The organism is Cellulomonas sp. P1_G12_2, assembly GCF_056405535.1.
In genome coordinates, this window is sequence record NZ_JBFUBX010000003.1 from 169,416 (window position 1) to 190,408 (window position 20,993).

At 72.7% G+C, this 20,993-nt stretch carries 25 protein-coding genes; 21 read left to right on the plus strand and 4 right to left on the minus strand.

Annotated elements, in window-relative coordinates:
- Positions 1-14: 14 nt before the first annotated feature.
- A complete protein-coding gene (gene sepH / locus AC1DXT_RS13285) occupies positions 15-1,058 on the minus strand; it encodes a septation protein SepH (RefSeq protein ID WP_477061781.1) in 1,044 nt (347 codons plus the stop codon).
- Between the two features lie 117 nt (positions 1,059-1,175).
- Between sepH and AC1DXT_RS13290 the strand changes: the two genes are divergently transcribed.
- The 3 genes from AC1DXT_RS13290 (at position 1,176) to AC1DXT_RS13300 (ending at position 3,123) form a co-directional block, all read left to right on the plus strand.
- Positions 1,176-1,808: a trimeric intracellular cation channel family protein gene (locus AC1DXT_RS13290; RefSeq protein WP_477061782.1), complete on the plus strand. Its 633-nt coding sequence runs from the start codon at positions 1,176-1,178 to the stop codon at positions 1,806-1,808.
- A 12-nt stretch (positions 1,809-1,820) separates the two neighbouring features.
- The gene (locus tag AC1DXT_RS13295) at positions 1,821-2,663 is read left to right on the plus strand and encodes an inositol monophosphatase family protein (RefSeq protein WP_477061783.1); all 843 of its coding nucleotides are present in this window, start codon (positions 1,821-1,823) and stop codon (positions 2,661-2,663) included.
- A gap of 160 nt (positions 2,664-2,823) precedes the next feature.
- Entirely contained in the window at positions 2,824-3,123 is a 300-nt protein-coding gene (locus tag AC1DXT_RS13300; RefSeq protein ID WP_056090713.1) for a DUF4193 domain-containing protein, read from the plus strand.
- Positions 3,124-3,189: 66 nt separating this feature from the next.
- Here the strand turns inward: AC1DXT_RS13300 and AC1DXT_RS13305 are convergent, their stop codons facing one another.
- Entirely contained in the window at positions 3,190-3,669 is a 480-nt protein-coding gene (locus AC1DXT_RS13305; protein ID WP_477061784.1) for a DUF3093 domain-containing protein, read from the minus strand.
- A gap of 38 nt (positions 3,670-3,707) precedes the next feature.
- Between AC1DXT_RS13305 and dut the strand changes: the two genes are divergently transcribed.
- The 4 genes from dut (at position 3,708) to AC1DXT_RS13325 (ending at position 6,118) form a co-directional block, all read left to right on the plus strand.
- Positions 3,708-4,178: a dUTP diphosphatase gene (gene dut / locus AC1DXT_RS13310; RefSeq protein ID WP_057210982.1), complete on the plus strand. Its 471-nt coding sequence runs from the start codon at positions 3,708-3,710 to the stop codon at positions 4,176-4,178.
- A gap of 65 nt (positions 4,179-4,243) precedes the next feature.
- Positions 4,244-5,002: a DUF3710 domain-containing protein gene (locus AC1DXT_RS13315; protein ID WP_477061785.1), complete on the plus strand. Its 759-nt coding sequence runs from the start codon at positions 4,244-4,246 to the stop codon at positions 5,000-5,002.
- Positions 4,999-5,367: an OB-fold nucleic acid binding domain-containing protein gene (locus AC1DXT_RS13320; RefSeq protein ID WP_477061786.1), complete on the plus strand. Its 369-nt coding sequence runs from the start codon at positions 4,999-5,001 to the stop codon at positions 5,365-5,367. Before AC1DXT_RS13315 ends, AC1DXT_RS13320 begins: the two co-directional genes overlap by 4 nt.
- A 28-nt stretch (positions 5,368-5,395) precedes the next feature.
- Positions 5,396-6,118: a DUF3159 domain-containing protein gene (locus AC1DXT_RS13325; protein ID WP_477061787.1), complete on the plus strand. Its 723-nt coding sequence runs from the start codon at positions 5,396-5,398 to the stop codon at positions 6,116-6,118.
- On the opposite strand, the gene AC1DXT_RS13330 is transcribed toward AC1DXT_RS13325, so the two are convergent.
- Both AC1DXT_RS13330 and AC1DXT_RS13335 read right to left on the minus strand, forming a co-directional pair.
- Entirely contained in the window at positions 6,051-6,725 is a 675-nt protein-coding gene (locus AC1DXT_RS13330) for a potassium channel family protein (protein WP_477061788.1), read from the minus strand. The genes AC1DXT_RS13325 and AC1DXT_RS13330 overlap by 68 nt on opposite strands.
- Entirely contained in the window at positions 6,722-7,372 is a 651-nt protein-coding gene (locus AC1DXT_RS13335) for a potassium channel family protein (RefSeq protein WP_477061909.1), read from the minus strand. Before AC1DXT_RS13335 ends, AC1DXT_RS13330 begins: the two co-directional genes overlap by 4 nt.
- A 101-nt stretch (positions 7,373-7,473) precedes the next feature.
- Between AC1DXT_RS13335 and AC1DXT_RS13340 the strand changes: the two genes are divergently transcribed.
- The 14 genes from AC1DXT_RS13340 to AC1DXT_RS13405 all read left to right on the plus strand — a co-directional run bounded on the left by AC1DXT_RS13340 (position 7,474) and on the right by AC1DXT_RS13405 (position 20,961).
- Positions 7,474-9,477, plus strand: coding sequence for an APC family permease (locus AC1DXT_RS13340; protein ID WP_477061789.1), 2,004 nt, complete (start codon positions 7,474-7,476; stop codon positions 9,475-9,477).
- Positions 9,467-10,735, plus strand: coding sequence for a class I SAM-dependent RNA methyltransferase (locus AC1DXT_RS13345; protein ID WP_477061790.1), 1,269 nt, complete (start codon positions 9,467-9,469; stop codon positions 10,733-10,735). Before AC1DXT_RS13340 ends, AC1DXT_RS13345 begins: the two co-directional genes overlap by 11 nt.
- A gap of 78 nt (positions 10,736-10,813) precedes the next feature.
- Positions 10,814-10,984, plus strand: coding sequence for a translation initiation factor 2 (locus AC1DXT_RS13350; protein WP_477061791.1), 171 nt, complete (start codon positions 10,814-10,816; stop codon positions 10,982-10,984).
- Positions 10,985-11,186: 202 nt separating this feature from the next.
- Positions 11,187-13,931: an aconitate hydratase AcnA gene (gene acnA / locus AC1DXT_RS13355; protein WP_477061792.1), complete on the plus strand. Its 2,745-nt coding sequence runs from the start codon at positions 11,187-11,189 to the stop codon at positions 13,929-13,931.
- 71 nt (positions 13,932-14,002) lie between these two features.
- On the plus strand, positions 14,003-15,070 hold the full coding sequence (locus tag AC1DXT_RS13360) for a polyprenyl synthetase family protein (RefSeq protein WP_477061793.1): 1,068 nt from the start codon (positions 14,003-14,005) through the stop codon (positions 15,068-15,070).
- A gap of 12 nt (positions 15,071-15,082) precedes the next feature.
- Positions 15,083-15,565, plus strand: coding sequence for a hypothetical protein (locus AC1DXT_RS13365; RefSeq protein ID WP_477061794.1), 483 nt, complete (start codon positions 15,083-15,085; stop codon positions 15,563-15,565).
- Complete coding sequence (locus tag AC1DXT_RS13370) at positions 15,562-16,137, plus strand: hypothetical protein (RefSeq protein WP_477061795.1); 576 nt, start codon at positions 15,562-15,564, stop codon at positions 16,135-16,137. Before AC1DXT_RS13365 ends, AC1DXT_RS13370 begins: the two co-directional genes overlap by 4 nt.
- Positions 16,138-16,139: 2 nt before the next feature.
- Positions 16,140-17,129, plus strand: coding sequence for a hypothetical protein (locus AC1DXT_RS13375; protein WP_477061796.1), 990 nt, complete (start codon positions 16,140-16,142; stop codon positions 17,127-17,129).
- Positions 17,119-17,649 carry a hypothetical protein gene (locus tag AC1DXT_RS13380; RefSeq protein WP_477061797.1) on the plus strand — a complete coding sequence of 177 codons (531 nt, stop codon included), beginning with the start codon at positions 17,119-17,121 and terminating at the stop codon, positions 17,647-17,649. The genes AC1DXT_RS13375 and AC1DXT_RS13380 overlap by 11 nt, the downstream gene beginning before the upstream one ends.
- Positions 17,650-17,715: 66 nt before the next feature.
- Positions 17,716-18,162 (plus strand): hypothetical protein, encoded by a 447-nt coding sequence (locus tag AC1DXT_RS13385; protein WP_056090752.1) that lies wholly within the window; start codon positions 17,716-17,718, stop codon positions 18,160-18,162.
- Positions 18,163-18,166: 4 nt separating this feature from the next.
- Positions 18,167-18,931 carry a hypothetical protein gene (locus AC1DXT_RS13390; protein WP_477061798.1) on the plus strand — a complete coding sequence of 255 codons (765 nt, stop codon included), beginning with the start codon at positions 18,167-18,169 and terminating at the stop codon, positions 18,929-18,931.
- Entirely contained in the window at positions 18,928-19,587 is a 660-nt protein-coding gene (locus tag AC1DXT_RS13395) for a hypothetical protein (protein WP_477061799.1), read from the plus strand. The genes AC1DXT_RS13390 and AC1DXT_RS13395 overlap by 4 nt, the downstream gene beginning before the upstream one ends.
- On the plus strand, positions 19,580-20,140 hold the full coding sequence (locus tag AC1DXT_RS13400; RefSeq protein ID WP_477061800.1) for a hypothetical protein: 561 nt from the start codon (positions 19,580-19,582) through the stop codon (positions 20,138-20,140). The genes AC1DXT_RS13395 and AC1DXT_RS13400 overlap by 8 nt, the downstream gene beginning before the upstream one ends.
- Entirely contained in the window at positions 20,137-20,961 is an 825-nt protein-coding gene (locus AC1DXT_RS13405) for a class I SAM-dependent methyltransferase (RefSeq protein ID WP_477061801.1), read from the plus strand. The genes AC1DXT_RS13400 and AC1DXT_RS13405 overlap by 4 nt, the downstream gene beginning before the upstream one ends.
- The last annotated feature ends 32 nt before the right edge of the window (positions 20,962-20,993 follow it).

Genomic DNA, 20,993 nt, shown 5'->3' on the forward strand with positions numbered 1-20,993 from the left:
TCAGCGACCGCCGGTCATTCTGGCTTCGCGCCGAAGACGATCTCGTCCCAGCTGGGTACCTTGGCGCGTCCGCGGCGGGACCGCGGACGCTCGATCTCGTCGTGGTCGGCCGCAGCTGCGGGCGTGGTGACCGGCTCCGGGACCGCGACGGGCGCCGGGTAGACCTGCGCCTCCGCGTCGTCGTCGGCGTCCACGGGGTGAGCACCGGGCACGGAGGCGTCCAGCCGACCGAAGTCGAACGCGTGCTGGGGTCCGAAGCCCTCGAACTCCTCCGAGTCGTCCTCGTCGCCGAGCTCCACCGCCTGCCGCACGCCGCGACGGCTGCGCAGGTCGTCCAGGAGCGAGGCCGTCTGCTCCTGCGGGTCCGGGACGGGTTCGGGCTCGACCGGCTCGGGCGCGTCGTGCGCCCCGCGCAGGGTGGCGCCGTCGCCCTGGAAGTCGAACACCACGTCACGCACCGCCGCGAGGTGGCGCCGTGACACCGGCTCGTCGGGGAGCTCGGTCTCGGACAGCCAGCGTGCCTCGTCCTCGTCGGCGACGACCGTGCGCTTCGCCGGGTCGAACGTCCAGCGGGCCTCGTGCTCGGTCTCGTCGACGGCGAACCGGGCGAGGACGACCCACGGTCCGGACGACTCACGGGCGGCGTCCCACGCGAGCGACGCCAGCTCCACGCCGCGCGCGGCGAGCCGGTCCGTCACCAGGTCGCCGAGGGTCGGCGCACCGGTCTCCCGACCGACACGCGTGCCGCGGGCCTGCTCGGCGATGTGCTCCCGCTCGGCGAGCACCGGTCCCTCGTACCGACGGACGCGCTCCACAGGCAGTCCCGCGGAGTCCGCGACCTCCTGCGTCGTCGCACCGGCGCGGATCCGCGCCTGGATCTCCCGCGGGCTCAGCGTACCGGCGCTCTCCGCGCGCAGCTGCTCGAGCTGCGGTCGGTCGCGTCGCACGGCGGCACGCAGCGGTTCGTCGATGCGCACGCGGAAGCGTGCGCCGTCCGGGGCCACCAGGACGAGGTGCTCCCCGTCCTCGTGCAGACCCACCAGCTCCAGCTCACCCATGCGACCTCCCGGTACCTCGGGCACGAGCCTGCCACCGATCCGGCCCCACGGCGCGCACCCGGGTCGGTGCGGCGCGGGATCGCGCCGCACGCGGCCGACGCTGCGATGATCTGCCGCGTGGACACGGACATCCCCTTCGAGCCCATCCTCGAGCTGATCGGGGTCTTCGTCGGCGCGATGTCGGGTGCGCTCGCTGCGGTCCGCAAGCAGTTCGACGTGTTCGGCATCATGGTGCTCGCCTGGGCGGCCGGCCTCGGCGGCGGCATCCTGCGCGACGTCCTCATCGGCGCGGTGCCGCCGGTCGGGATCTCCAACTGGCGGTTCATCATGACGGCCGTCGTCGGCGCGACCGTCATCTACTTCTTCCACCCCCGGCTGGAGCGTGCGCGCCGGTTCATCGTGGTGCTCGACGCGGGGGCGCTCGCCCTGTTCAGCGTCGTCGGGACGATCAAGGGGCTCGAGTACGGCACGACGCTCACGGCAGCCGTGGTGGTCGGGGTGATGACCGGCGTCGGTGGCGGGGTGCTGCGCGATCTCCTGTCGGGCGAGGTCCCGGTCGTGCTGCACCACCGGCAGCTCTACGCCATCCCCGCGCTGCTGGGGTCCACCGCGACCGCCGTGCTGTGGTGGCAGGGGGCCGTCACCACCGCGACCAGCGTGACGGTCGTGATCGCGGTGTTCGCCCTGCGGGTGGGTGCGCTGCGGTTCCAGCTCAAGGCGCCCGGGCCGTGGCGGGGGACCGTGCGCTGAGAGGATGGTCGGGTGAACCCCGACACCCCTGACCAGGTCCGCGAGCTCGTCGACGTCGCCGAGGCGATCGCCCGGGAGGCCGGCGCCCTGGTCCGGGCGGGTCGTCGGGACGTCACGGTGTCCGCCACGAAGTCGAGCGCCCAGGACGTGGTGACGGCGATGGACCTGGCCTCGGAGGCGCTGTTGCGCCGCCGGCTCTCCGAGCTGCGGCCGCACGACGCCGTCCTCGGTGAGGAGGAGGCGTTCCACCCGGGCACGTCGGGCATCACCTGGGTGGTGGACCCGATCGACGGCACGGTCAACTACCTCTACGGGCACTCGCCCTACGCGGTCTCCGTGGCGGCGGTGCGGGGACCGGACCCGACGGTCGCGCCCGACCCGGCCACGTGGACCGCGCTCGCCGGGTGCGTCTTCTCCCCGGAGGACGGGCGGTCGTTCACCGCCGGGCTCGGGCTCGGCGCGACGCTCGACGGGGGTGTGCTGCGGGTGAACTCTGCACGCCCCTTGATCGACTCGCTGGTGGGCACGGGGTTCGGCTACGTGGCCTCGAGACGGCGGGCGCAGGGCCGAATCGTGGCAGAACTGTTGCCGCGGGTACGTGATATTCGTCGCGCTGGTTGTGCGTCGCTGGATCTGTGCGCTCTCGCCGCCGGAGGCCTCGACCTCTACTACGAGCGTGGGCTGCAGCCGTGGGACCTGGCCGCCGGTGCGCTGATCGCCCAGGAGGCAGGTGCGCAGGTCACGGGTCTGCGGGGTGGACAGGCGCAGGAGGCGATGACGGTCGGGGGCGTACCGGGGGCCTTCGAGGAGCTGCGGTCCTTCCTCGAGGAGCTCGGCGCCGACTCGGACGCCTGAAAACGCTCCCACCGCGCTCGCGGCGAAATTGGTCAGGCGTCTGGTTCGCTCGAGGCTCGAAAGTGGTGCAGAATCCCACCGCGCGCGGGAACAAAAAGCACGTCGCGTGCATTGATCCCGCGTACGAGATTCCATCCAGACACGGAGTGTGACGCCACACATGGCTACCGACTACGACGCCCCGCGCAAGACCGAGGAGGACCTGAGCGAGGACTCGCTCCAGGAGCTCCAGGCTCGGCGCTCCGACAAGAACTCGGGCGTGGTGGACGAGGACGAGACCGAAGCAGCCGAAGGGTTCGAGCTCCCGGGCGCGGACCTCTCCGGCGAAGAGCTCTCGGTACGCGTGCTGCCCAGGCAGGCGGACGAGTTCACGTGCTCGAGCTGCTTCCTCGTGCATCACCGCAGCCAGCTCGCCTACGAGCGCGACGGACGACCCGTCTGCTCGGAGTGCGCGGCCTGATCGCCTCCGCCCACGCCTGACGACCGACCTGAGGGCCCGTCACCCGGAGTACCGGGCGGCGGGCCTTCAGCCGTTCAACGAGGCGGCCAGCTCAGCCGGACGGCGGGTGGAGACGATCCAGTAGGGGGTCGGGTCCAGCGGGTCGCTGACCTCGACCCGCACCGCCGTGTGGATCCAGCCGCGCAGGCACAGGTGGGCGCGGGCATCCAGCCGGGGACCCAGCTCGGACCGCGTCGCGACGGCGTCGAGCGGGACGGCGGTCCCGAGGACCGTCAGGGGGATGTGCGCACCGCCGGCCCGGAACGTCCCGTCCCGCACCTCGACCCGCGGCGCCGCACCGGCGAGCACGGCCGCACCCGCGGCCAGCACCGCGACGCCGACGGCTCCGGCGACGCGCAGGTCGACGGGGACGAACGCCACGAACACCATGGTCGCGAAGGCCACCAGGAGCACCCACCCGAGCGGACCGAGCCAGAGCCTCTCGACGTACGTGGGCGCGGCGGCCCGGGACGAGGACAGCGGGGTGCCACGGGGCGCGTCGGACATGCACCCAGCATCCCATCCGGCAGGTAGGGTCGGGCCCCGTGACGGCCGACCCCAGCACCGAGGTGCTCCTCCTGCGCCTCGACCCCGACCTTCCCGCACCCGCGTACGCGCACCCCGGCGACGCCGGCGCGGACCTGGTCTCCCGGATCGACGTGGTCATCCCGCCGCAGGGACGCGTGACCGTGCCGACCGGCGTGGCCATCGCGCTGCCGGACGGCTTCGCGGCGTTCGTGCACCCGCGTTCCGGCCTGGCCATGCGCCACGGGCTGACCATCGTCAACGCTCCGGGGACCGTCGACGCCGGCTACCGGGGCGAGATCGCCGTCACCCTGCTGAACACGGACGTCGAGCACCCGCTCGAGCTGCACCGGGGCGACCGAATCGCGCAGCTGGTCGTGCAGCGGGTCGAGCGCGTGCGCTTCGTGGAGGCCGAGCAGCTGCCCGGCTCGCACCGCGGGGACGGCGGCTTCGGGTCCAGCGGCGGCTGGAAGGCTGCGCCGACCGCCTAGGTCGGGACTACTGTCGATCTGTCAGCAACTGATGCGCGCGAGCGCGTCGAAAGAGGAGTGAGCACGTGGCGCTGTTCCGGCGTGGTGGCAAGGATTCCGCACCAGACGACACGGTCGAGACCGAGGTCGAGGAGTCGCCCGTCGTCGACGACCAGCCGGGTGACGACGCGTCTCCCGCCCCCGTCCAGCGCACCGGCGGCCCCTGGGACGCCTCCCAGGTGGACGACGACCTCCCGCGCGTCGATCTCGGAGCGATCCTCCTGCCCGGTGTCCCGGGCATGGAGCTGCGCATGGAGATCGACAAGGCGACGGACGTCGTCTCCGCGGCGTCGATCCTCCTGGACGGCTCGTCGCTGCAGGTGCAGGCGTTCGCCGCGCCGCGCACGGAGGGCATCTGGGACGAGATCCGCGCGGAGATCGCGGAGTCCGTGACGCAGCAGGGCGGCTCGGCCGACGACCTTCCCGGTCCGTTCGGCCGCGAGCTGCTGGCCCGGCTGCCCATCCGGACGCCGGAGGGCCGTACCGGTCACCGGCCCGCCCGCTTCGTCGGCGCCGACGGTCCGCGCTGGTTCGTGCGCGGCGTGATCACCGGTCGCGCTGCGGTGGACCCGTCCGCGGCCACCGCCCTGGAGCAGCTCTTCGCCGGGATCGTCGTGGTCCGCGGCCAGGACGCCCGACCGCCCCGCGACCTGCTGACCCTGCGGCTGCCCGGACCGGGCACGCCGAACCTGCAGTCCGACCAGCCGGCCGCCGACCAGGACCGGCCGGCGACGCCCGACTTCGACCCGATGACCCGCGGTCCGGAGATCACGGAGATCCGATGAGCCTCAAGGAGCGCCTGAAGAAGGCGGTCGCGTCCCAGGCCGAGATCGAGGCCGACGAGGAGCGCGCCGACGCCCACCGCTCGGTCGGGTGCACGCCCGTCGACCAGCTGCAGGACAGGTCGCGCGCGAGCGTCTCCGGCGTCATCCGGTCCGTCACGCTGCGGCCGCGCGAGGGCGTGCCCGCGCTGGAGGCGGAGCTGTACGACGGGAGCGGGTCGCTCGACCTCGTCTGGCTGGGCCGCCGGGAGATCTCCGGCATCACCCCCGGTCGTCGGTTGAAGATCGAGGGCCTCGTGTGTCTGATCGACGGTCGCCGCACCGTGTTCAACCCGCGCTACGAGCTGCGGCCGCGTCCCGGTGAGTGACGACCACGCGGCCGATCCCCTGCGGGGGATGGACGCGATCGACGACGTCGTGCCGCCCGAGGAAGGTGGCCTGCGCGGGATGCGCGCGCTCACGGCCGAGCAGTTCTCGGCCGCCGACGCGGTCGGGGGAGTGCGCGGGGTCGTCGAGTCCGTGGCCCCCGGCCTGCTGTTCGTGGTCGTGTACCTCGCGTCGGGCCAGCAGCTCACCCCCGCCCTGGTGGCGGCGGCGGGCGCGGCCGTGGTCGCGGTGGTGGTGCGGCTCGTGCAGCGCACGCCCGTCACGCAGGCGTTCTCGGGACTCGTCGGCGTCGGCATCGGCGTGATCTGGGCGTGGCGCTCCGGCGACGCCTCCGACTACTTCGCCTACGGGCTCTGGGTCAACGTCGCCTACCTGCTCGCGACGCTGGTCTCGATCCTCGCCGGCTGGCCGTTGGTCGGACTTGTCATGGGCCTCTTCCGGGCCGAGGGGCCGCTGTCGAGCAACGGCTCCTGGGGTGCCGCGGTGGCGTGGCGCGCCGATCCGATGCTGCGGCGCCGCTACGCGCTCGCCACGTGGCCGTGGGTCGCCATGTTCGCCGTCCGGCTCGCGGTCCAGGTGCCGCTGTACCTGGCGGACCAGGTCGCGTGGCTGGGCACGGCCAAGCTGGCCATGGGCCTGCCGCTGACCGCGCTGACCCTCTGGCTCAGCTGGTCGCTGGTCCGTGGGTCAGCAGCGCTTCCAGCTCAGCCTCGTCCGCTTCCCGAGCGGTGACGAAGAGCAGCTCGTCCCGGCCCTCGAGCGTGTCGTCGGGGCTCGGGGCGATCGGTCGCGCGTCCCGCACGATGCACGCGAGCACGGTGTCGGCCGGCCACTGGATCTGACCCACGCGCACGCCGGCCAGCGGGGAGTCGTCCGGGAGCGTGAGCTCGAGGATGTCCGCGCGCGACTGGTGGAACGTGAAGATGCGCACCAGGTCACCGACCGTGACGGCCTCCTCGACCATCGCGGTCATGATCCGCGGCGTGGACACGGCCACGTCGACGCCCCAGGCCTCGTCGAACATCCACTCGTTCTTCGGGTTGTTCACCCGGGCGACCGTGCGGGGGACGCCGAACTCGGTCTTGGCCAGCAGCGAGATGACGAGGTTCGCCTTGTCGTCGCCGGTCGCGGCCACGACCACGTCGCACTCGTCGGCCTTGACCTGGCGCAGGGTGGGCAGCTCGCAGGCGTCGGCGAGCAGCCAGTCGGCGTCCGCGACCTGCGAGACGCGCATGGCGGACGGCTGACGGTCGATGAGCGTGACCTCGTGGCCGTGCCCGAGGAGCTCGCGTGCGATGGAGCGCCCGACGGAGCCGGCGCCGGCGATGACGACCCTCACGCGGTCACCGCCGGGGCGCTGGTGAGGATGCGTTCGACGAGGGCGGAGGTGTCCGCCCGCATGAGCACGTGCACGGTGTCGTTCTCCTGCAGGACGGTGGTCGGCGTCGGCAGCAGGCCGTCGCCGTAGCGGGTGACGTACGCGATCCGGGCCCCGGTGGCCTCCTCCAGGACGCGCAGAGGCTTGCCCACCCACCCCTCGTGGACGTCCACCTGCGAGAGCTGGATCTGGCCGGAGGAGTCGCGGTACTCGTCCGTGGCGCCCATGGGCAGCAGCCGTCGGAGCACCTGGTGGGCGGTCCAGCGCACGGTGGCGACCGTGGGGATGCCGAGCCGCTGGTAGATCTCCGCGCGGTGCGGGTCGTAGATGCGGGCGACGACGTTCTCGACGCCGAAGGTCTCCCGCACCACGCGCGCGGCGAGGATGTTCGAGTTGTCCCCGTCGGACACCGCGGCGAACGCGAACGCGTCCTCGATCCCCGCCTGCGTCAGGGTGTCCCGGTCGAAACCGAGCCCCGTGACCTTGTTGCCGCCGAACTCCGGGTCGAGTCGCCGGAAGGCCTCAGGGTTCTGGTCGATGACGGACACCGAGTGGCCGTTGTCCTCGAGGCTCTTGGCGAGAGTCGCTCCCACCCGGCCGCATCCCATGATCACGAAGTGCACAGTGGGGCACGCTATACCGTCCGCCTCTCCCGGCGCGCCGGGACGGGTGGTGTGGACGGCCGCGCGCGGGCCTAGCATTGCGGATCGTGTCGGACCTCTCGGATGCCGCCAAACGCCTGTTGCTCGGACGTCCCGTCCGCAGCGACAGGCTCGGCCACACGCTCCTGCCTAAGCGCATCGCGCTGCCGGTCTTCGCGTCGGACGCGCTCTCGTCGGTGGCCTACGCGCCCGACGAGATCCTGCTGACGCTCTCGCTCGCGGGGATGGCGGCGCTGGTCGTCTCGCCCTGGGTCGGTCTGGCGGTCGTCGCGGTGATGATCGTCGTCGTCGCCTCCTACAGGCAGAACGTGCACGCCTACCCCTCTGGGGGAGGTGACTACGAGGTCGCGACGACGAACCTGGGCAAGAACGCCGGCGTCACCGTCGCCAGTGCGCTGCTGGTCGACTACGTGCTGACCGTCGCGGTGTCCATCTCGTCGGCCGCGCAGTACGCCGCGACCGCCCTCCCCGCGCTGCGGGGGCACGAGGCGGCGTTCGCGGTCGGGCTCGTCGTGCTGCTGACGGTGGCCAACCTGCGCGGCGTCAAGGAGTCCGGGAGCCTGTTCGCCATCCCGGTCTACATGTTCATGCTCGCGATCGGCGCTCTGGCGGTCGTGGGATCGGTCCAGCTGCTCACCGGCAACCTGGCGATGGCGGAGAGCTCCGGGTTCGAGCTCGCGCCCGACGCGGCGTTCGACCAGGGGCTCACCGGCCTCGCGGGCTTCTTCCTCATCCTGCGCGCCTTCTCCTCCGGCTGCGCCGCCCTCACGGGCGTGGAGGCCATCAGCAACGGCGTCCCCGCGTTCAAGAAGCCGAAGTCCAAGAACGCCGCGACCACCCTGGCGCTGCTGGGCAGCCTCTCGATCGTCATGATCATGTCGATCCTGCTGCTCTCCCGTGCCACAGGCGTGATCTTCGCCGACGACCCCCAGACCCAGCTGCTGCGCGATGGCGTGCCCGTGGGCGAGGGCTACGACCAGCACCCCGTGATCAGCCAGCTGTCGGCCGCGGTGTTCCAGAGCGTGCCGGTCGTGGCGGTCCTCATCGCGGTGGTCACCGGGCTGATCCTGTTCTTCGCGGCGAACACCGCGTTCAACGGGTTCCCGGTGCTGGGCTCGATCCTGGCGCGTGACGGCTACCTGCCCCGCCAGCTGCACACCCGCGGCGACCGGCTGGCGTTCTCCAACGGGATCGTCACCCTGGCACTTGCGGCGATCGTGCTGATCTGGGCGTTCGACGCGCAGGTCACTCGCCTGATCCAGCTGTACATCGTGGGCGTCTTCGTGTCGTTCACGGTGAGCCAGCTGGGTATGGTCCGACACTGGACGCGGCACCTGCGCACGGAGCCCGATCCGAACGTGCGCGCTCGGATGAAGCGCTCGCGGATCATCAACTCGGTCGGTCTGGCGATGACCGCGACGGTGCTCGTCGTCGTGCTGATCACCAAGTTCACGCACGGAGCGTGGATCGCGATCCTGGCGATGGCGGTCGTCTACGTGCTCATGCAGTCCATCCACCGGCACTACGCGCTGGTGCGCAAGGAGCTGGCGCTGGGCACCGACGCCGAGGCGGCTCGCGCGCTGCCCAGCCGGGTGCATGCGATCGTGCTGGTCTCGCACCTGCACCGTCCGACGATGCGCGCGCTGGCCTACGCGCGCGCCTCGCGCCCGCAGGTCCTGGAGGCGCTGACCGTCGGCGTCGACCCGGAGGACGTCGAGGTCCTGCGTGCCGAGTGGGAGGCCCWGAGCATCCCGGTTCCGCTCCGCGTTCTCGACTCCCCGTTCCGGGAGATCACCCGCCCGGTGCTGACCTACGTCCGCGCCATCCGGCGCGACAGCCCGCGCGACCTCGTCGTCGTCTACATCCCCGAGTACGTCGTCGGGCACTGGTGGGAGCACCTGCTGCACAACCAGAGCGCCCTGCGCCTGAAGGGGCGGCTGCTGTTCACCCCGGGCGTCGTCGTGGCCTCGGTGCCGTGGCAGCTGGCGTCCACCGAGGGGCAGACGGGGCTCGAGGAGCCGGTCCGGGGTACCGTTCCGCGTGGCTACTGACTCTGCAACCGACCGCATCGACGGGCTCGTCGAGCTCGAGATCGGCCCGGTGGCGCACGGTGGTCACTGTGTCGCCCGGCACGACGGGCGCGTGATCTTCGTCCGGCACACGCTGCCCGGCGAGCGGGTCCGGGCACGACTGACCGACGCGGGGGAGACCGCCAAGTTCTGGCGCGCCGACGCCGTCGAGGTGCTGGAGGCGTCCCCCGACCGCGTCGAGTCGGCCTGGCCGGCCGCCGGTCCGGGTGGGGTGGGCGGAGGAGAGCTCGCGCACGTGTCCCTGCCGGCCCAGCGGGCCTGGAAGACCGCGGTCCTCGCCGAGCAGCTGCACCGGCTGGCGAAGCTCGACCTCGACGTCCCCGTGCAGGCTGCGCCGGGCGACGAGGAGCGCGGGGGCCTCGGCTGGCGTACCCGGATCGAGCTGGTGACGGATGCCGAGGGCCGGGCGGGCATGCACGGCTTCCGCTCCCACGACGTGCACCTGCTCGACTCGATGCCCCTGGCCAACGAGGCGATCGCGGCCCTCGACCTGTTCGGCCGGCGCTGGACCGGTGGCGCGCGGGTGGAGGCGGTCGCCCCGTCCAGCGGCGACGCGCCCCTCGTCCTGGTCGACGGTGCGCCCTTCGACCTCGGCCGCGGACGCATGGACGGACGCCCGAACGCACGCACGGCCGTCAAGGAGCACGTCCAGCACGGCGAGGTCGGGTACGAGTTCCGCGTGGCGGGTGCAGGCTTCTGGCAGGTCCACCGCGAGGCGCCCGACCTGCTGGTCAGCGCGGTGCTCGCCGGTCTCGGCGACGTCGACGGCGCCGCGGTCCTGGACCTCTACTCCGGGTCCGGGCTGTTCACGGCACCCCTGTCGGACGCGGTCGGCGAGACGGGCGAGGTCATCTCGATCGAGGGCGACGCCCGTGCGGTCAAGGACGCGCGACGCAACCTGCACGCCCGCTCGAACGTCGAGCTGCACGCCGGTGACGTCGCCCAGGTGCTCACCGGCCGGGTGGACTCGGACTCCGACGTCGTGCACGCGGACGCGGTCGTGCTGGACCCGCCCCGGACGGGGGCCGGCCGCAAGGTCGTCGCCGGGATCACCGAGCTGCGCCCGGAGCGCGTGGTCTACGTCGCGTGCGACCCGGCCGCGCTGGCCAGGGACATCGCCCTGTTCGCCGACGCCGGGTACGCGCTGGCTGACCTGCAGGCGTACGACCTGTTCCCCATGACGCACCACCTCGAGGCCGTCGCCGTCCTCACGCGCTGAGTGGGTGCACGCCGCGGGGCTCCGGACTAGCGTGGAACGCGAGAGCCGGACCGGAGCGGCCCGGCGGAGGGGAGCACGGTGAGCGAGAAGGACGCGGTCAGCCGGCTGGCGGAGGCGAAGCGACTGGTCACCCAGGAGCTGCACAAGCAGGGCACTCCCGAGTACGACCCGCGCTCGCACGAGCGGGCGATCGAGGCGGAGCGTAAGGCGCAGGACGCGGTGGACGCGGAGCGGGCCGCGAAGAGCTGACCGAGGCGCTGACGGGCCTTCGCGCGCACGCGCCACGCCGACGTGGACGCGTGTGCGCGGAGGCCCGCAAGCATGTATCTTGATGTCGAGATAAATCGCGACCCCGGCGGCCACCTAGGCTGGGAGGTCGCACCGCCCAGCGGTCCGGGTGACTTTCATCCCCGGCAGGAACACCGGCAGACTCGCCAGCGAAGGAGCCCCCGTGAGCAGCGTCGACAGCTTCGGTTCGAAGGGAACACTCGAGGTCGGTGACGCCTCGTACGAGGTCTACCGGCTCTCGGCCGTGCCGGGGGTGGAGCGCCTGCCGTTCAGCCTGAAGGTGCTCGCGGAGAACCTCCTGCGCACCGAGGACGGCGCCAACATCACCGCCGACCACGTGCGGGCGCTCGCCGAGTGGGACCCGGACGCCCAGCCCGACACCGAGATCCAGTTCACGCCCGCCCGCGTGATCATGCAGGACTTCACCGGCGTGCCCTGCGTCGTCGACCTGGCCACCATGCGCGAGGCCGTCGTCGAGCTCGGTGGCGACGCCAGCCGGATCAACCCGCTGGCTCCGGCCGAGCTGGTCATCGACCACTCCGTGCAGATCGACGTGGCCGGCCGCGCCGACGCGTTCGAGCGCAACGTGGAGCTCGAGTACGAGCGCAACCGCGAGCGCTACCAGTTCCTGCGCTGGGGCCAGACCGCGTTCGACGACTTCAAGGTCGTCCCGCCGGGCACCGGCATCGTGCACCAGGTGAACATCGAGTACCTGGCGCGCGTCGTGATGGTGCGTGACGGCAAGGCCTACCCCGACACCTGCGTCGGCACCGACTCCCACACCACGATGGTCAACGGCCTGGGCGTGCTCGGCTGGGGCGTCGGCGGCATCGAGGCCGAGGCGGCCATGCTCGGCCAGCCGGTGTCGATGCTCATCCCGCGCGTCGTCGGCTTCAAGCTCACGGGCACGATCCCGCTGGGCGTCACCGCCACCGACATCGTGCTTACGATCACGCAGAAGCTGCGTCAGCACGGCGTCGTCGGCAAGTTCGTCGAGTTCTACGGCGAGGGTGTCGCGGCCGTGCCGCTGGCCAACCGCGCGACCATCGGCAACATGAGCCCGGAGTTCGGCTCGACCGCCGCGATCTTCCCGATCGACTCCGTGACGATCGAGTACCTGCGCCTGACCGGGCGCTCCGAGGAGCAGCTCGCACTCGTCGAGGCGTACGCCAAGGAGCAGGGGATGTGGCTCGACCCCACGTCGGAGGGCTACGTCCAGCCGCTGTTCTCCGAGTACCTCGAGCTCGACCTGTCCACCGTGGTGCCGTCGATCGCCGGCCCGAAGCGACCGCAGGACCGCATCGAGCTGTCGCGGGCCAAGGAGCAGTTCCAGCGCGACCTGCCGACCTACGCGCCCGAGGTCACCAACGGGGTCGACGAGGCCGAGCGCGAGTCGTTCCCGGCGTCCGACTCGCCCGCGATCACGTCGTCGGCCATGCGGGTGTACCCGACCACCGACACGCAGGGTCGGTCGTTCGACCTGTTCCACGGCGCGGTCGCGATCGCGTCGATCACCAGCTGCACCAACACGTCGAACCCGTCGGTGATGATCGCCGCGGCCCTCGTCGCCAAGAAGGCGGTCGAGAAGGGCCTCGTCGCCAAGCCCTGGGTCAAGACGTCCATGGCGCCCGGCTCGCAGGTGGTGACCAACTACTACGAGAAGGCCGGCCTGTGGCCGTACCTCGAGAAGCTGGGCTTCCACCTGGTCGGCTACGGCTGCGCCACCTGCATCGGCAACTCCGGCCCCCTCGACGAGAAGGTCTCGGAGACCGTGCAGGAGCACGACCTCGCCGTGGCCGCGGTCCTGTCGGGCAACCGGAACTTCGAGGGGCGCATCAACCCCGACATCAAGATGAACTACCTGGCGTCGCCGCCGTTGGTCATCGCGTACGCGCTGGCCGGGACCATGGACTTCGACTTCGCGTCCGACCCGCTGGGCCGCGACGAGGCCGGTCAGCCGATCTTCCTGGCGGACATCTGGCCGACGCCCGACGAGGTGCAGTCCACGATCGACGCCTCGATCGACCGCGCGATGTTCACCAAGGACTACGCCGACGTCTTCTCGGGCGACGAGCGGTGGCGCTCGCTGCCCACGCCCGAGGGCGACACGTTCGAGTGGGACCAGGAGTCCACCTACGTCCGCAAGCCCCCGTACTTCGACGGGATGCAGGCTGCTCCGGCGCCGGTCGTCGACTTCCACGGCGCCCGCGTCCTGGCCAAGCTGGGCGACTCGGTGACCACCGACCACATCAGCCCGGCCGGCTCGATCAAGGCCGACAGCCCGGCCGGCCTGTACCTGGCCGAGCACGGCGTGGGCCGTCGCGACTTCAACTCCTACGGCTCGCGCCGCGGCAACCACGAGGTCATGATCCGCGGCACGTTCGCCAACATCCGGCTGCGCAACCAGCTGGTCCCCGGGGTCGAGGGTGGGTTCACGCAGAACCTGCTGACCGGTGAGCAGTCGTCGATCTACGACGCCGCGCAGGCCTACCAGGCGGCCGGCATCCCGCTCGTGGTGCTCGGTGGCAAGGAGTACGGCTCCGGCTCGTCGCGCGACTGGGCCGCCAAGGGCACCAGCCTGCTGGGCGTCAAGGCGGTCATCACCGAGAGCTTCGAGCGGATCCACCGCTCCAACCTCATCGGGATGGGCGTGCTGCCGCTGCAGTTCCCGGAGGGGGAGTCGGCCGACTCGCTTGGCCTGGACGGCACCGAGACGTTCGACATCACGGGCGTCACGGCGCTGAACGAGGGCACCACGCCGCGCACCCTGGCCGTGACCGCGACGAAGACCGACGGCACGGTCGTCGCGTTCGACGCGGTGCTGCGGATCGACACCCCCGGCGAGGCGGACTACTACCGCAACGGCGGCATCCTGCAGTACGTCCTGCGCTCGCTCGTCAAGGCCTGACCAGCGCGACCGACGGCCCCCGACCACCCCCGCGGTGGTCGGGGGCCGTCGTCGTGCGGTAGGACGGGCCCATGGCCCACGACGAACGACTGGTCGCGCGCGTCCTCGCCGACGCGCGCGACCTCGTGCGCGGAGAGATCGCGGAGCTCGTCGCGCGTCGTCGGGCCACGGGCTACGGCCCCCTGTACGACCTCGTCGCGGACTACCCGCTCCGGGAGGGCAAGGGTCTGCGTCCTGCCATCTGCCTGAGCGCGGCCATCGCCGCGGGTGGCCGCACGGAACAGGCGCTCGGCTCGGCGACGGCCCTGGAGCTCCTGCACAACGGCTTCCTGGTGCACGACGACATCGAGGACGCCTCCACGTTCCGGCGCGGCCGCGCCACCCTGTTCGCGGACCGTGGCGTCCCGGTGGCGATCAACGTGGGGGACGCGACGAACATCCTCTCGGTCGGCGTGCTGCTGGAGAACGTGTCGGGCATCGGCGTCCGCAAGGCGCTCCTGGTGCTGCGGGAGTTCGAGCGGATGGCACGCGAGTCGGTGGAGGGTCAGGCGATCGAGCTCGACTGGATAGCCGCCGGAACGTTCGACCTGCAGGACCGCGACTACGTGCGCATGGTCTACAAGAAGACCTGCTGGTACACGGTGATCGCGCCGCTGCGCATCGGCGTGATCTGCGGCAGCCCGCCGGGGGAGGGCCGGCCCACCGAGCAGGAGCTCCTCGCGCTCGTCTCCCTCGGGTTCCACGCCGGCGTCGCGTTCCAGATCACCGACGACGTGCTCAACCTCGTGGCCGACGAGGGCGCCTACGGCAAGGAGTCCGCCGGCGACCTCTGGGAGGGCAAGCGCACGGTCATGCTCCTGCACTTCCTGCGGACGGCCCCCACGCCGGATCGCGAGCGCGCGCTGCGCCTGCTGACCGTCCCCCGGCCGGACAAGGACGGTGACGAGGTGGCGTGGCTGGCGGGCGCCATGGGGCGGGGCGGGTCGATCGACCACGGGCGCGCGCTGGCGCAGCGGTACTCGCGCAAGGCCCTCGAGCTCGAGTCCCGCGTGCTGGGCCCCTCCCGCGACGACGACTCGGCGGACTATCGTCACTTTCTGCGCGAGATGCTGCACTACGTGATCGACCGGACGCTGTAGCTGGGGGAGTCGATGACGGAGCCACCGCACGGAGCCGGCGACGCACTGAGCGAGATCCTGCGCCTGCAGACCGAGTTCCAGGGTCGGATGGTCGACGAGACGCTCCGGTACCTGCGGCGGGTGCAAGGCATGTTCGAGCCGCACAGCCCCGGCACGGTGCTGCGACCGGACGCCCCGGACGCGCTGGCGGTGACCGCGCCGCTGGGCGGCCGGGCCCAGGTCCAGCTGGACGTCGAGAATCGGCAGCGGGTGCACACAGCCCTCGCGGCCGTCCTCACCCCGCTGGTCGGCGACGACGGCACGACGTGGTTCGTCGACGCCGACGCACGACCGGCGTTCCGGCTCCTCGCCCCCGCCGAGCAGGCGCGCGTCACGGTCCGGCTCCGCGTCCCGGGCGACGTCCCACCCGGGCTCTACCGCGGCCTGGTGACCCTGCGCGGGCTCCACCCGGCGGGGGTGCCGCTCGAGGTCACCGTGACGGAGGTCGTCGCGTGACGGCGCGCGCCGAGGTCCGGCTGGTCGACGAGCCCGACCGGGCGGGCCGGACGACGGCGGCACTCGTCGCCTCGCTCTCCGGCCGGCTGGCGGCGCTCTCCCTGGTGTCAGGGGCCGACGTCGTCGGAGCACTGGCGGCCGGTGTGGCGGCGCTCGGGCGGCAGACGGCGGAGACGACCGAGGGCCGCCGGCTCCGGGAGGGGTTGGCGCACGGACGCCCGGCGACGAATGCCGCGCTGCTCTGGAAGCAGCTGGGCATCGAGCGGTGGCTCTCGACGATGCCGCCGAGCCGGGTCCTCGACCAGCTGCGCAACGACGCCGCCCTGCTCCTGGTGGACGACCTCGCCGAGACGTTCGAGCTGCCGCCGCTGGTCGCGGAGCCCACGGGCGCGGACCGGCCGACCGACCCCGAACGCATCGACCCGCTGGACCTGATGGTGGGGATGTGGGTGCTGGCCAAGGACACGGTCGACCTCGTGCAGGCGCTCGCGGACAGCTCCGGCCTCCCGCCTGCCACCGTGCTGCCCGGTCGCCCCGCACCCGCGCGGGTCGACGGCGGCGTCCTGCGCTGACCGTGCGCGACCACCTGCGACGCCCGTCGGCGGACGATCCTGCGCGTGGTGCGTACAAGGAGTGGCTGCACGTCAACGCGTTCGACCACGAGACCGGGCTGATCGCGCTGGTCAACGTGTCGGTGCACGGCGACCCCGCCGCGCCGGCGTCCCGCGCGGTCGGCGCGGCGCTGGTGCACGAGCCGGGGACCGGCTGGGCGGGGAACGCGGAGGTGGTGTCGGGCGGCTCGGTCGAGACGGGGGTGCTCGCCCTGGCCACCGCGGGCGTCGCGGTCGCCGCGGATCCGTCCGGCACCCGGGTGGCCGCGCGTGCCCGCCTGCCCCGGGACGGGCTGGACCTCTCGCTCGAGGGGGTGCCGGTCGGTCCGGAGCTCAGCGTGGAGTCCACGATGCCGTTCGGCTCCGGGTACCTCGGCTGGGCCGTCTACCCGAGGCTGCGCGTCGACGGCACCCTCGACCTCCCCGGTCGCACGGTCACGCTGGACGGCGCCGGAGGCTATGCGGACCACAACTGGGGTCGGTGGTGGTGGGGCGACGACGCCGGCTGGGACTGGGCCTGCTGGCACGCCCCTGACGGGCTGCTGGTGGTGTTCTCGCGCATGACGAACCGCGCGCACACGAGGTCCGGCCTGGTGCTGCTCACCGTGGAGGTCCGCGGTCGGGTGGTCCGGTTCGTCGACGACCAGGTGCTCGTCGAGACGACGGGGCGCACGTGGCCGTCGCGTCGCCTGCCCGGCGCGCTCGCCGCACTGCACACCGACCGTGCGACCGAGCGGCTCCCGTCGCGCGTCGTGGTGCACGCGAGCAACGGCTTCGACGGGCTGGACCTCGAGTTCGACGTGCGGGACGTGGCACAGCTGGTGATGGCGGAGCCCGCGCAGCCCGGCTCCGCCTTCCTGCACGAGCTCGTCGGGGCGTTCCGCTGCGTCGGGCTGATCGCCGGGACGCGGGTGGACTCCGTCGGGCTGGGGGTGGTCGAGCGTGCCGGATAGGGGGCTCGCGGCCTTCGTGGCGGCGCTCGTGGCGGGTCTGGACGCCGGAGACCCCGACGCGGGCGCGCGGGTGCGGAGGCTCGCCGGTGCGCGTGAGGCGCGGATCGGCCTGGACGACGAGGCGGTCGACGTGCGGTTCGACGGTGCGGGCGCGCTGCGCGTGACGTCGGCCGCCGCCCACGGACCGGCCTGCTGGGGCCGCACGGACCGGGGGACCGTGGTCGACCTGCTCGAGGCCCGGCTCGAGGTGCGGGACGCCGTGCTGACCGGCCGGATCGAGGTCGTCGGCACGGTGGAGGACGTGGCGGCGATCTTCGCGGTGGTCGAGGTGCTGCTCGCGTCCTCCGTGCGGCTGCCGGCGCTGCAGGCGCTCGCGGACGAGCTCCTCACGGGCGCCGCTGTGGCACCGTCGTCGACCGCGCAGGTGGCGTGGTACCCCTCGGAGACCAGTCCCGAGGAGATGGTGCTGCTGGGCGAGCTGGACCTGCTGGCCGACGAACTGGGCGGCGTTGCTGGTTGACGCCCGACTTTGTCCGGGTCGATCCTGCTTGGTGACGACATCCCGCACGGCAACCTGGGGGTAGCCATGGGCTCCGACGTCCACCTCGACGGGCATCTCGGCTCGATCGGACCCGTCTCGATGAACCCGGTGGTGGTCGACCACATCGGTGCCATCGGTCCCGTCACGGTCGCCGGCATCCCCAACGAGTTCGGCATCACGATCCACGAGCCGATCCCCAAGATCCAGATGGGCATCGACCCCGTCACCCTGAACCCCCTGAACGCGACCATCACCCTCAACCCCGTCACGCTCAACCCGGTCAACCTCAACCTCGCCGTGACCGAGCTCCCCGAGACGCGCGCCCACCTGCCCGCCGACTTCACGGTCGGGCTGAGCCTGCTGGGGATGGACCTGCTGAGCATCCGGCTGTGCGGTGAGGCGCAGATGATCTCCGAGGCGTACAAGGCCGGACCCTGCGAGCGCTGCGGGTACACGGACCGCGACGACGACCTCGACCCGAAGGACGGCTGACACCGTGGCTCGTGCCACCCGGGCAGCGGCGGACGACGTCCGGGTCGCGCGGCTCGTCGGCCCGCCCGGCGCGGTGGTCGGAGTGGTCGACGTCCCCCCCGACCAGCGCACCTCGATCGTGCTGGTGCCGCCGGCGTCGAAGGAGCCCGACGAGGTCCTGTCGACCGCGCGGGTGCTCACGGCCCCCGCCGGTCCGGCGCGGACCGAGGTCCGGCTGCTGCTGGCCGACGACGCACCCTCGGGGGAGCGGGCGGCGCAGCTGCTCTGGGACGGCGGGGCCATCGACGTGCGGATCGAGGTGCTCGGGTCCCAGGCGGCCGAGGTCCGGCCGCTCGTCGTCCCGGTCTCCGGACCGGCCGGCGCGATCGTGCCCGTGTCGGTGCACGTGGTGAACCGGGGGAACCTCCCCGTCGAGATCGGCAAGGTCGCCGTGCTGGCGTTCGAGGAGCGGGAGACGCTCGAGCACGCGATCGCCGCCGGGCTGAGCGGCAAGGCTCGGGGTCTGGACCGGTGGGCGGTGGTCGCCGACACCGTGGCCGCCCGTCAGTCCGAGGCCGCCCGGGTGGTCGTCACGGACGGCGCCGGGATCCTCGCGCCGGGCGCCGACACGCTCGTGGCGGCCGAGGTGCACGTCCCGGCCGGCCTCCCGCCCGCCGAGCACGCGGGGACCTGGGTGGTTGCCGGGGTGCGCGTGCGGGTCGAGGTCCAGGTCACCGCCCCGGTGCCCACCCCGCGGAAGCGCAGCACACGAGCGAAGGAGCCGTCGTGAGCACTCAGCAGAGCATGACCGACCAGACGACGGCCGCGCTCGACGCGGTGGTCGGCGCCGGCCTGAAGCTCGGCCGGTCGATGCTGGACGCGATGCGGTCGTCCACACCCGTGTCGGACGTCGTCGCGGCAGCCGGCAAGGTCGACACGAGCGGCCTGCGCCTGCCGCAGGTGTCGCTGGGCACGCAGCCGTGCGGCTGCGCGATCCCCGACGCGTGCTTCCTGCCCGAGAAGCTGCCCACCGTCACGGCGCACGGCTGCCCGGGCGCCACGATGACGCTGCGGCTCGTCGTGACCAACGAGTGGCCCGCCAGCCGGTTCGTCGCCGTCCGGGTGACCGGGCCTGACGCCGGCTCGGTGACGGTCACGCCCGTGCAGCAGCAGATCGGGCCGTACGAGACCGCGACGTTCACCGCCACCGTGCACCTCCCCGACGACGGCTCCGAGTCGCTGTCGGCCCTCCTGTGGGTACGCGGCTGCCGCGACCACGTCGTGCGGTGGGAGGTGTCGTCGTCCGACGGCGGCTGTTCCTGCGTCCACGAGGTCGCGGTCCTGGACGAGCCCGACACGGTGCACCACTGGTACGACCACTTCTACAAGGAGCCCTGCTGCCGCCCGCAGCCGCGCCAGGGCCGGGTCCCGGTCGTCCATGGCTGAGCCGCCACCCACCGCAGGCGCGGACGACCTGGTGCGCCGGATCGTCGACGCGAACGTCGCCTACTACAAGGCCTGGGGAAGCCTCGTCACCGACTGGCTCGCCGAGGTCACCGCGGTGGCCAAGGAGGCCCCCCGCGTGGTGTCGCTCCAGACGCCCGGCCGGCCGGCGACGCACAGCCACGCCGACGCGCCCGTCGCGCACCAGCACACGGCCGACGACGCGCCGGCGCCCGCCGCGGCGTCGCTCGTGCTGGAGGGGCCGGCGGGCGCGCAGGCCGCCGGGGCGTTCGAGGTCGAGAACGTGCTGGACGCCGCGGCGGCGGGCGTCGTCGTCGTGGACCCGTTCCGCGACCCGTCCGGCCAGCCGGTCGACGTCGAGGTCACCGTCACGCCCTCGACCCTCGACCTGGCCGCCAAGGAGTCGGTCGTCGTCTCGTTGCGGGCCACCGTGCCGGACTCGGTCGTGGCCGGCGTCGACCATCGCAGCACCGTGCGCGTGGAGGGGATCCCGGCCGGCACGATCGCCGTCGTGCTGCGGCGCACCGACGCATGAGCGAGACCGCCAGCGGGGTGCTCGCCGCATCGATGTGGTCGTGGGCTGCGCTGGTCTCCGACCCGGCCCGCGCGACACGCCAGAACGCTCGCGCCCGTGGCGATCGCCTGGTCGTGGACGCCGCCCCGCCGACCCCCGGCGGGGGACCGCTGCTCAGCCGGACGCAGCGGGGTCCGCGGCTGCTGGACGCGCCGACCAAGAACGACGGGCTGGTCGAGGAGTTCGACCGCCTGGCCGAGGCCTACGACTTCTACGTGCGCCCGTTCTCCGTCCCGCTCTTCTCCGAGGCCCTCGACATGCTCGCGCCCCTGCTCACGCCCGACGCCCGTGTGCTCGACGCCGGGTGCGGCCCCGGGCGGGAGCTGCGGGCCGTCGCGCGCCGGGTCCCCGACGGAGAGGTCGTGGGCGTCGACCTGGCCGCCGGGATGGTCGTGGGCGCGCACCGGGCGGCCTGGGCAGCAGGCCTGGACAACACGGCGTTCGTGCAGTCCGACGTCGGGGACCTGCCGCGGGACCTCGACGGCGCGTTCGACCTCGTCTACAACTGCCTCGCGCACCATCACTACCCGGATCCGGCGGCCGCGGCGGCGGGCATCAGGCGGTGCCTGCGGCCGGGCGGCCACTACGCGATCATCGACCCGGGCCCGGAGTGGTTCGTCCGGCTGGCGTCGGCACTCTCCCTGGCCGGCGACCCGGGGTGGATCGGCTTCCACACGCCCGAGCAGTTCCGCGTGCTGCTCGAGGGTGCCGGGTTCGTCGACGTGCGGTGGTACGACCTCCTGCCAGGGTTCGGGATCGCCCTGGCGCGCGTCCCGGACTGACACCGGTCACCTGACGCCCCTGACCCTGGGGC

Excerpts from the sequence above, each read along its gene's own strand:
- sepH (WP_477061781.1), bottom strand. The coding sequence starts at position 1,058 with ATGGGTGAGCTGGAGCTGGTGGGTCTGCACGAGGACGGGGAGCACCTC.
- AC1DXT_RS13300 (WP_056090713.1), top strand. The coding sequence starts at position 2,824 with ATGGCTACCGACTACGACGCCCCGCGCAAGACCGAGGAGGACCTGAGC.
- AC1DXT_RS13305 (WP_477061784.1), bottom strand. The coding sequence starts at position 3,669 with ATGTCCGACGCGCCCCGTGGCACCCCGCTGTCCTCGTCCCGGGCCGCC.
- AC1DXT_RS13320 (WP_477061786.1), top strand. The coding sequence starts at position 4,999 with ATGAGCCTCAAGGAGCGCCTGAAGAAGGCGGTCGCGTCCCAGGCCGAG.
- AC1DXT_RS13325 (WP_477061787.1), top strand. The coding sequence starts at position 5,396 with ATGGACGCGATCGACGACGTCGTGCCGCCCGAGGAAGGTGGCCTGCGC.
- AC1DXT_RS13335 (WP_477061909.1), bottom strand. The coding sequence starts at position 7,372 with ATGGGATGCGGCCGGGTGGGAGCGACTCTCGCCAAGAGCCTCGAGGAC.
- AC1DXT_RS13360 (WP_477061793.1), top strand. The coding sequence starts at position 14,003 with ATGGCCCACGACGAACGACTGGTCGCGCGCGTCCTCGCCGACGCGCGC.
- AC1DXT_RS13365 (WP_477061794.1), top strand. The coding sequence starts at position 15,083 with ATGACGGAGCCACCGCACGGAGCCGGCGACGCACTGAGCGAGATCCTG.
- AC1DXT_RS13385 (WP_056090752.1), top strand. The coding sequence starts at position 17,716 with ATGGGCTCCGACGTCCACCTCGACGGGCATCTCGGCTCGATCGGACCC.
- AC1DXT_RS13400 (WP_477061800.1), top strand. The coding sequence starts at position 19,580 with ATGGCTGAGCCGCCACCCACCGCAGGCGCGGACGACCTGGTGCGCCGG.
- AC1DXT_RS13405 (WP_477061801.1), top strand. The coding sequence starts at position 20,137 with ATGAGCGAGACCGCCAGCGGGGTGCTCGCCGCATCGATGTGGTCGTGG.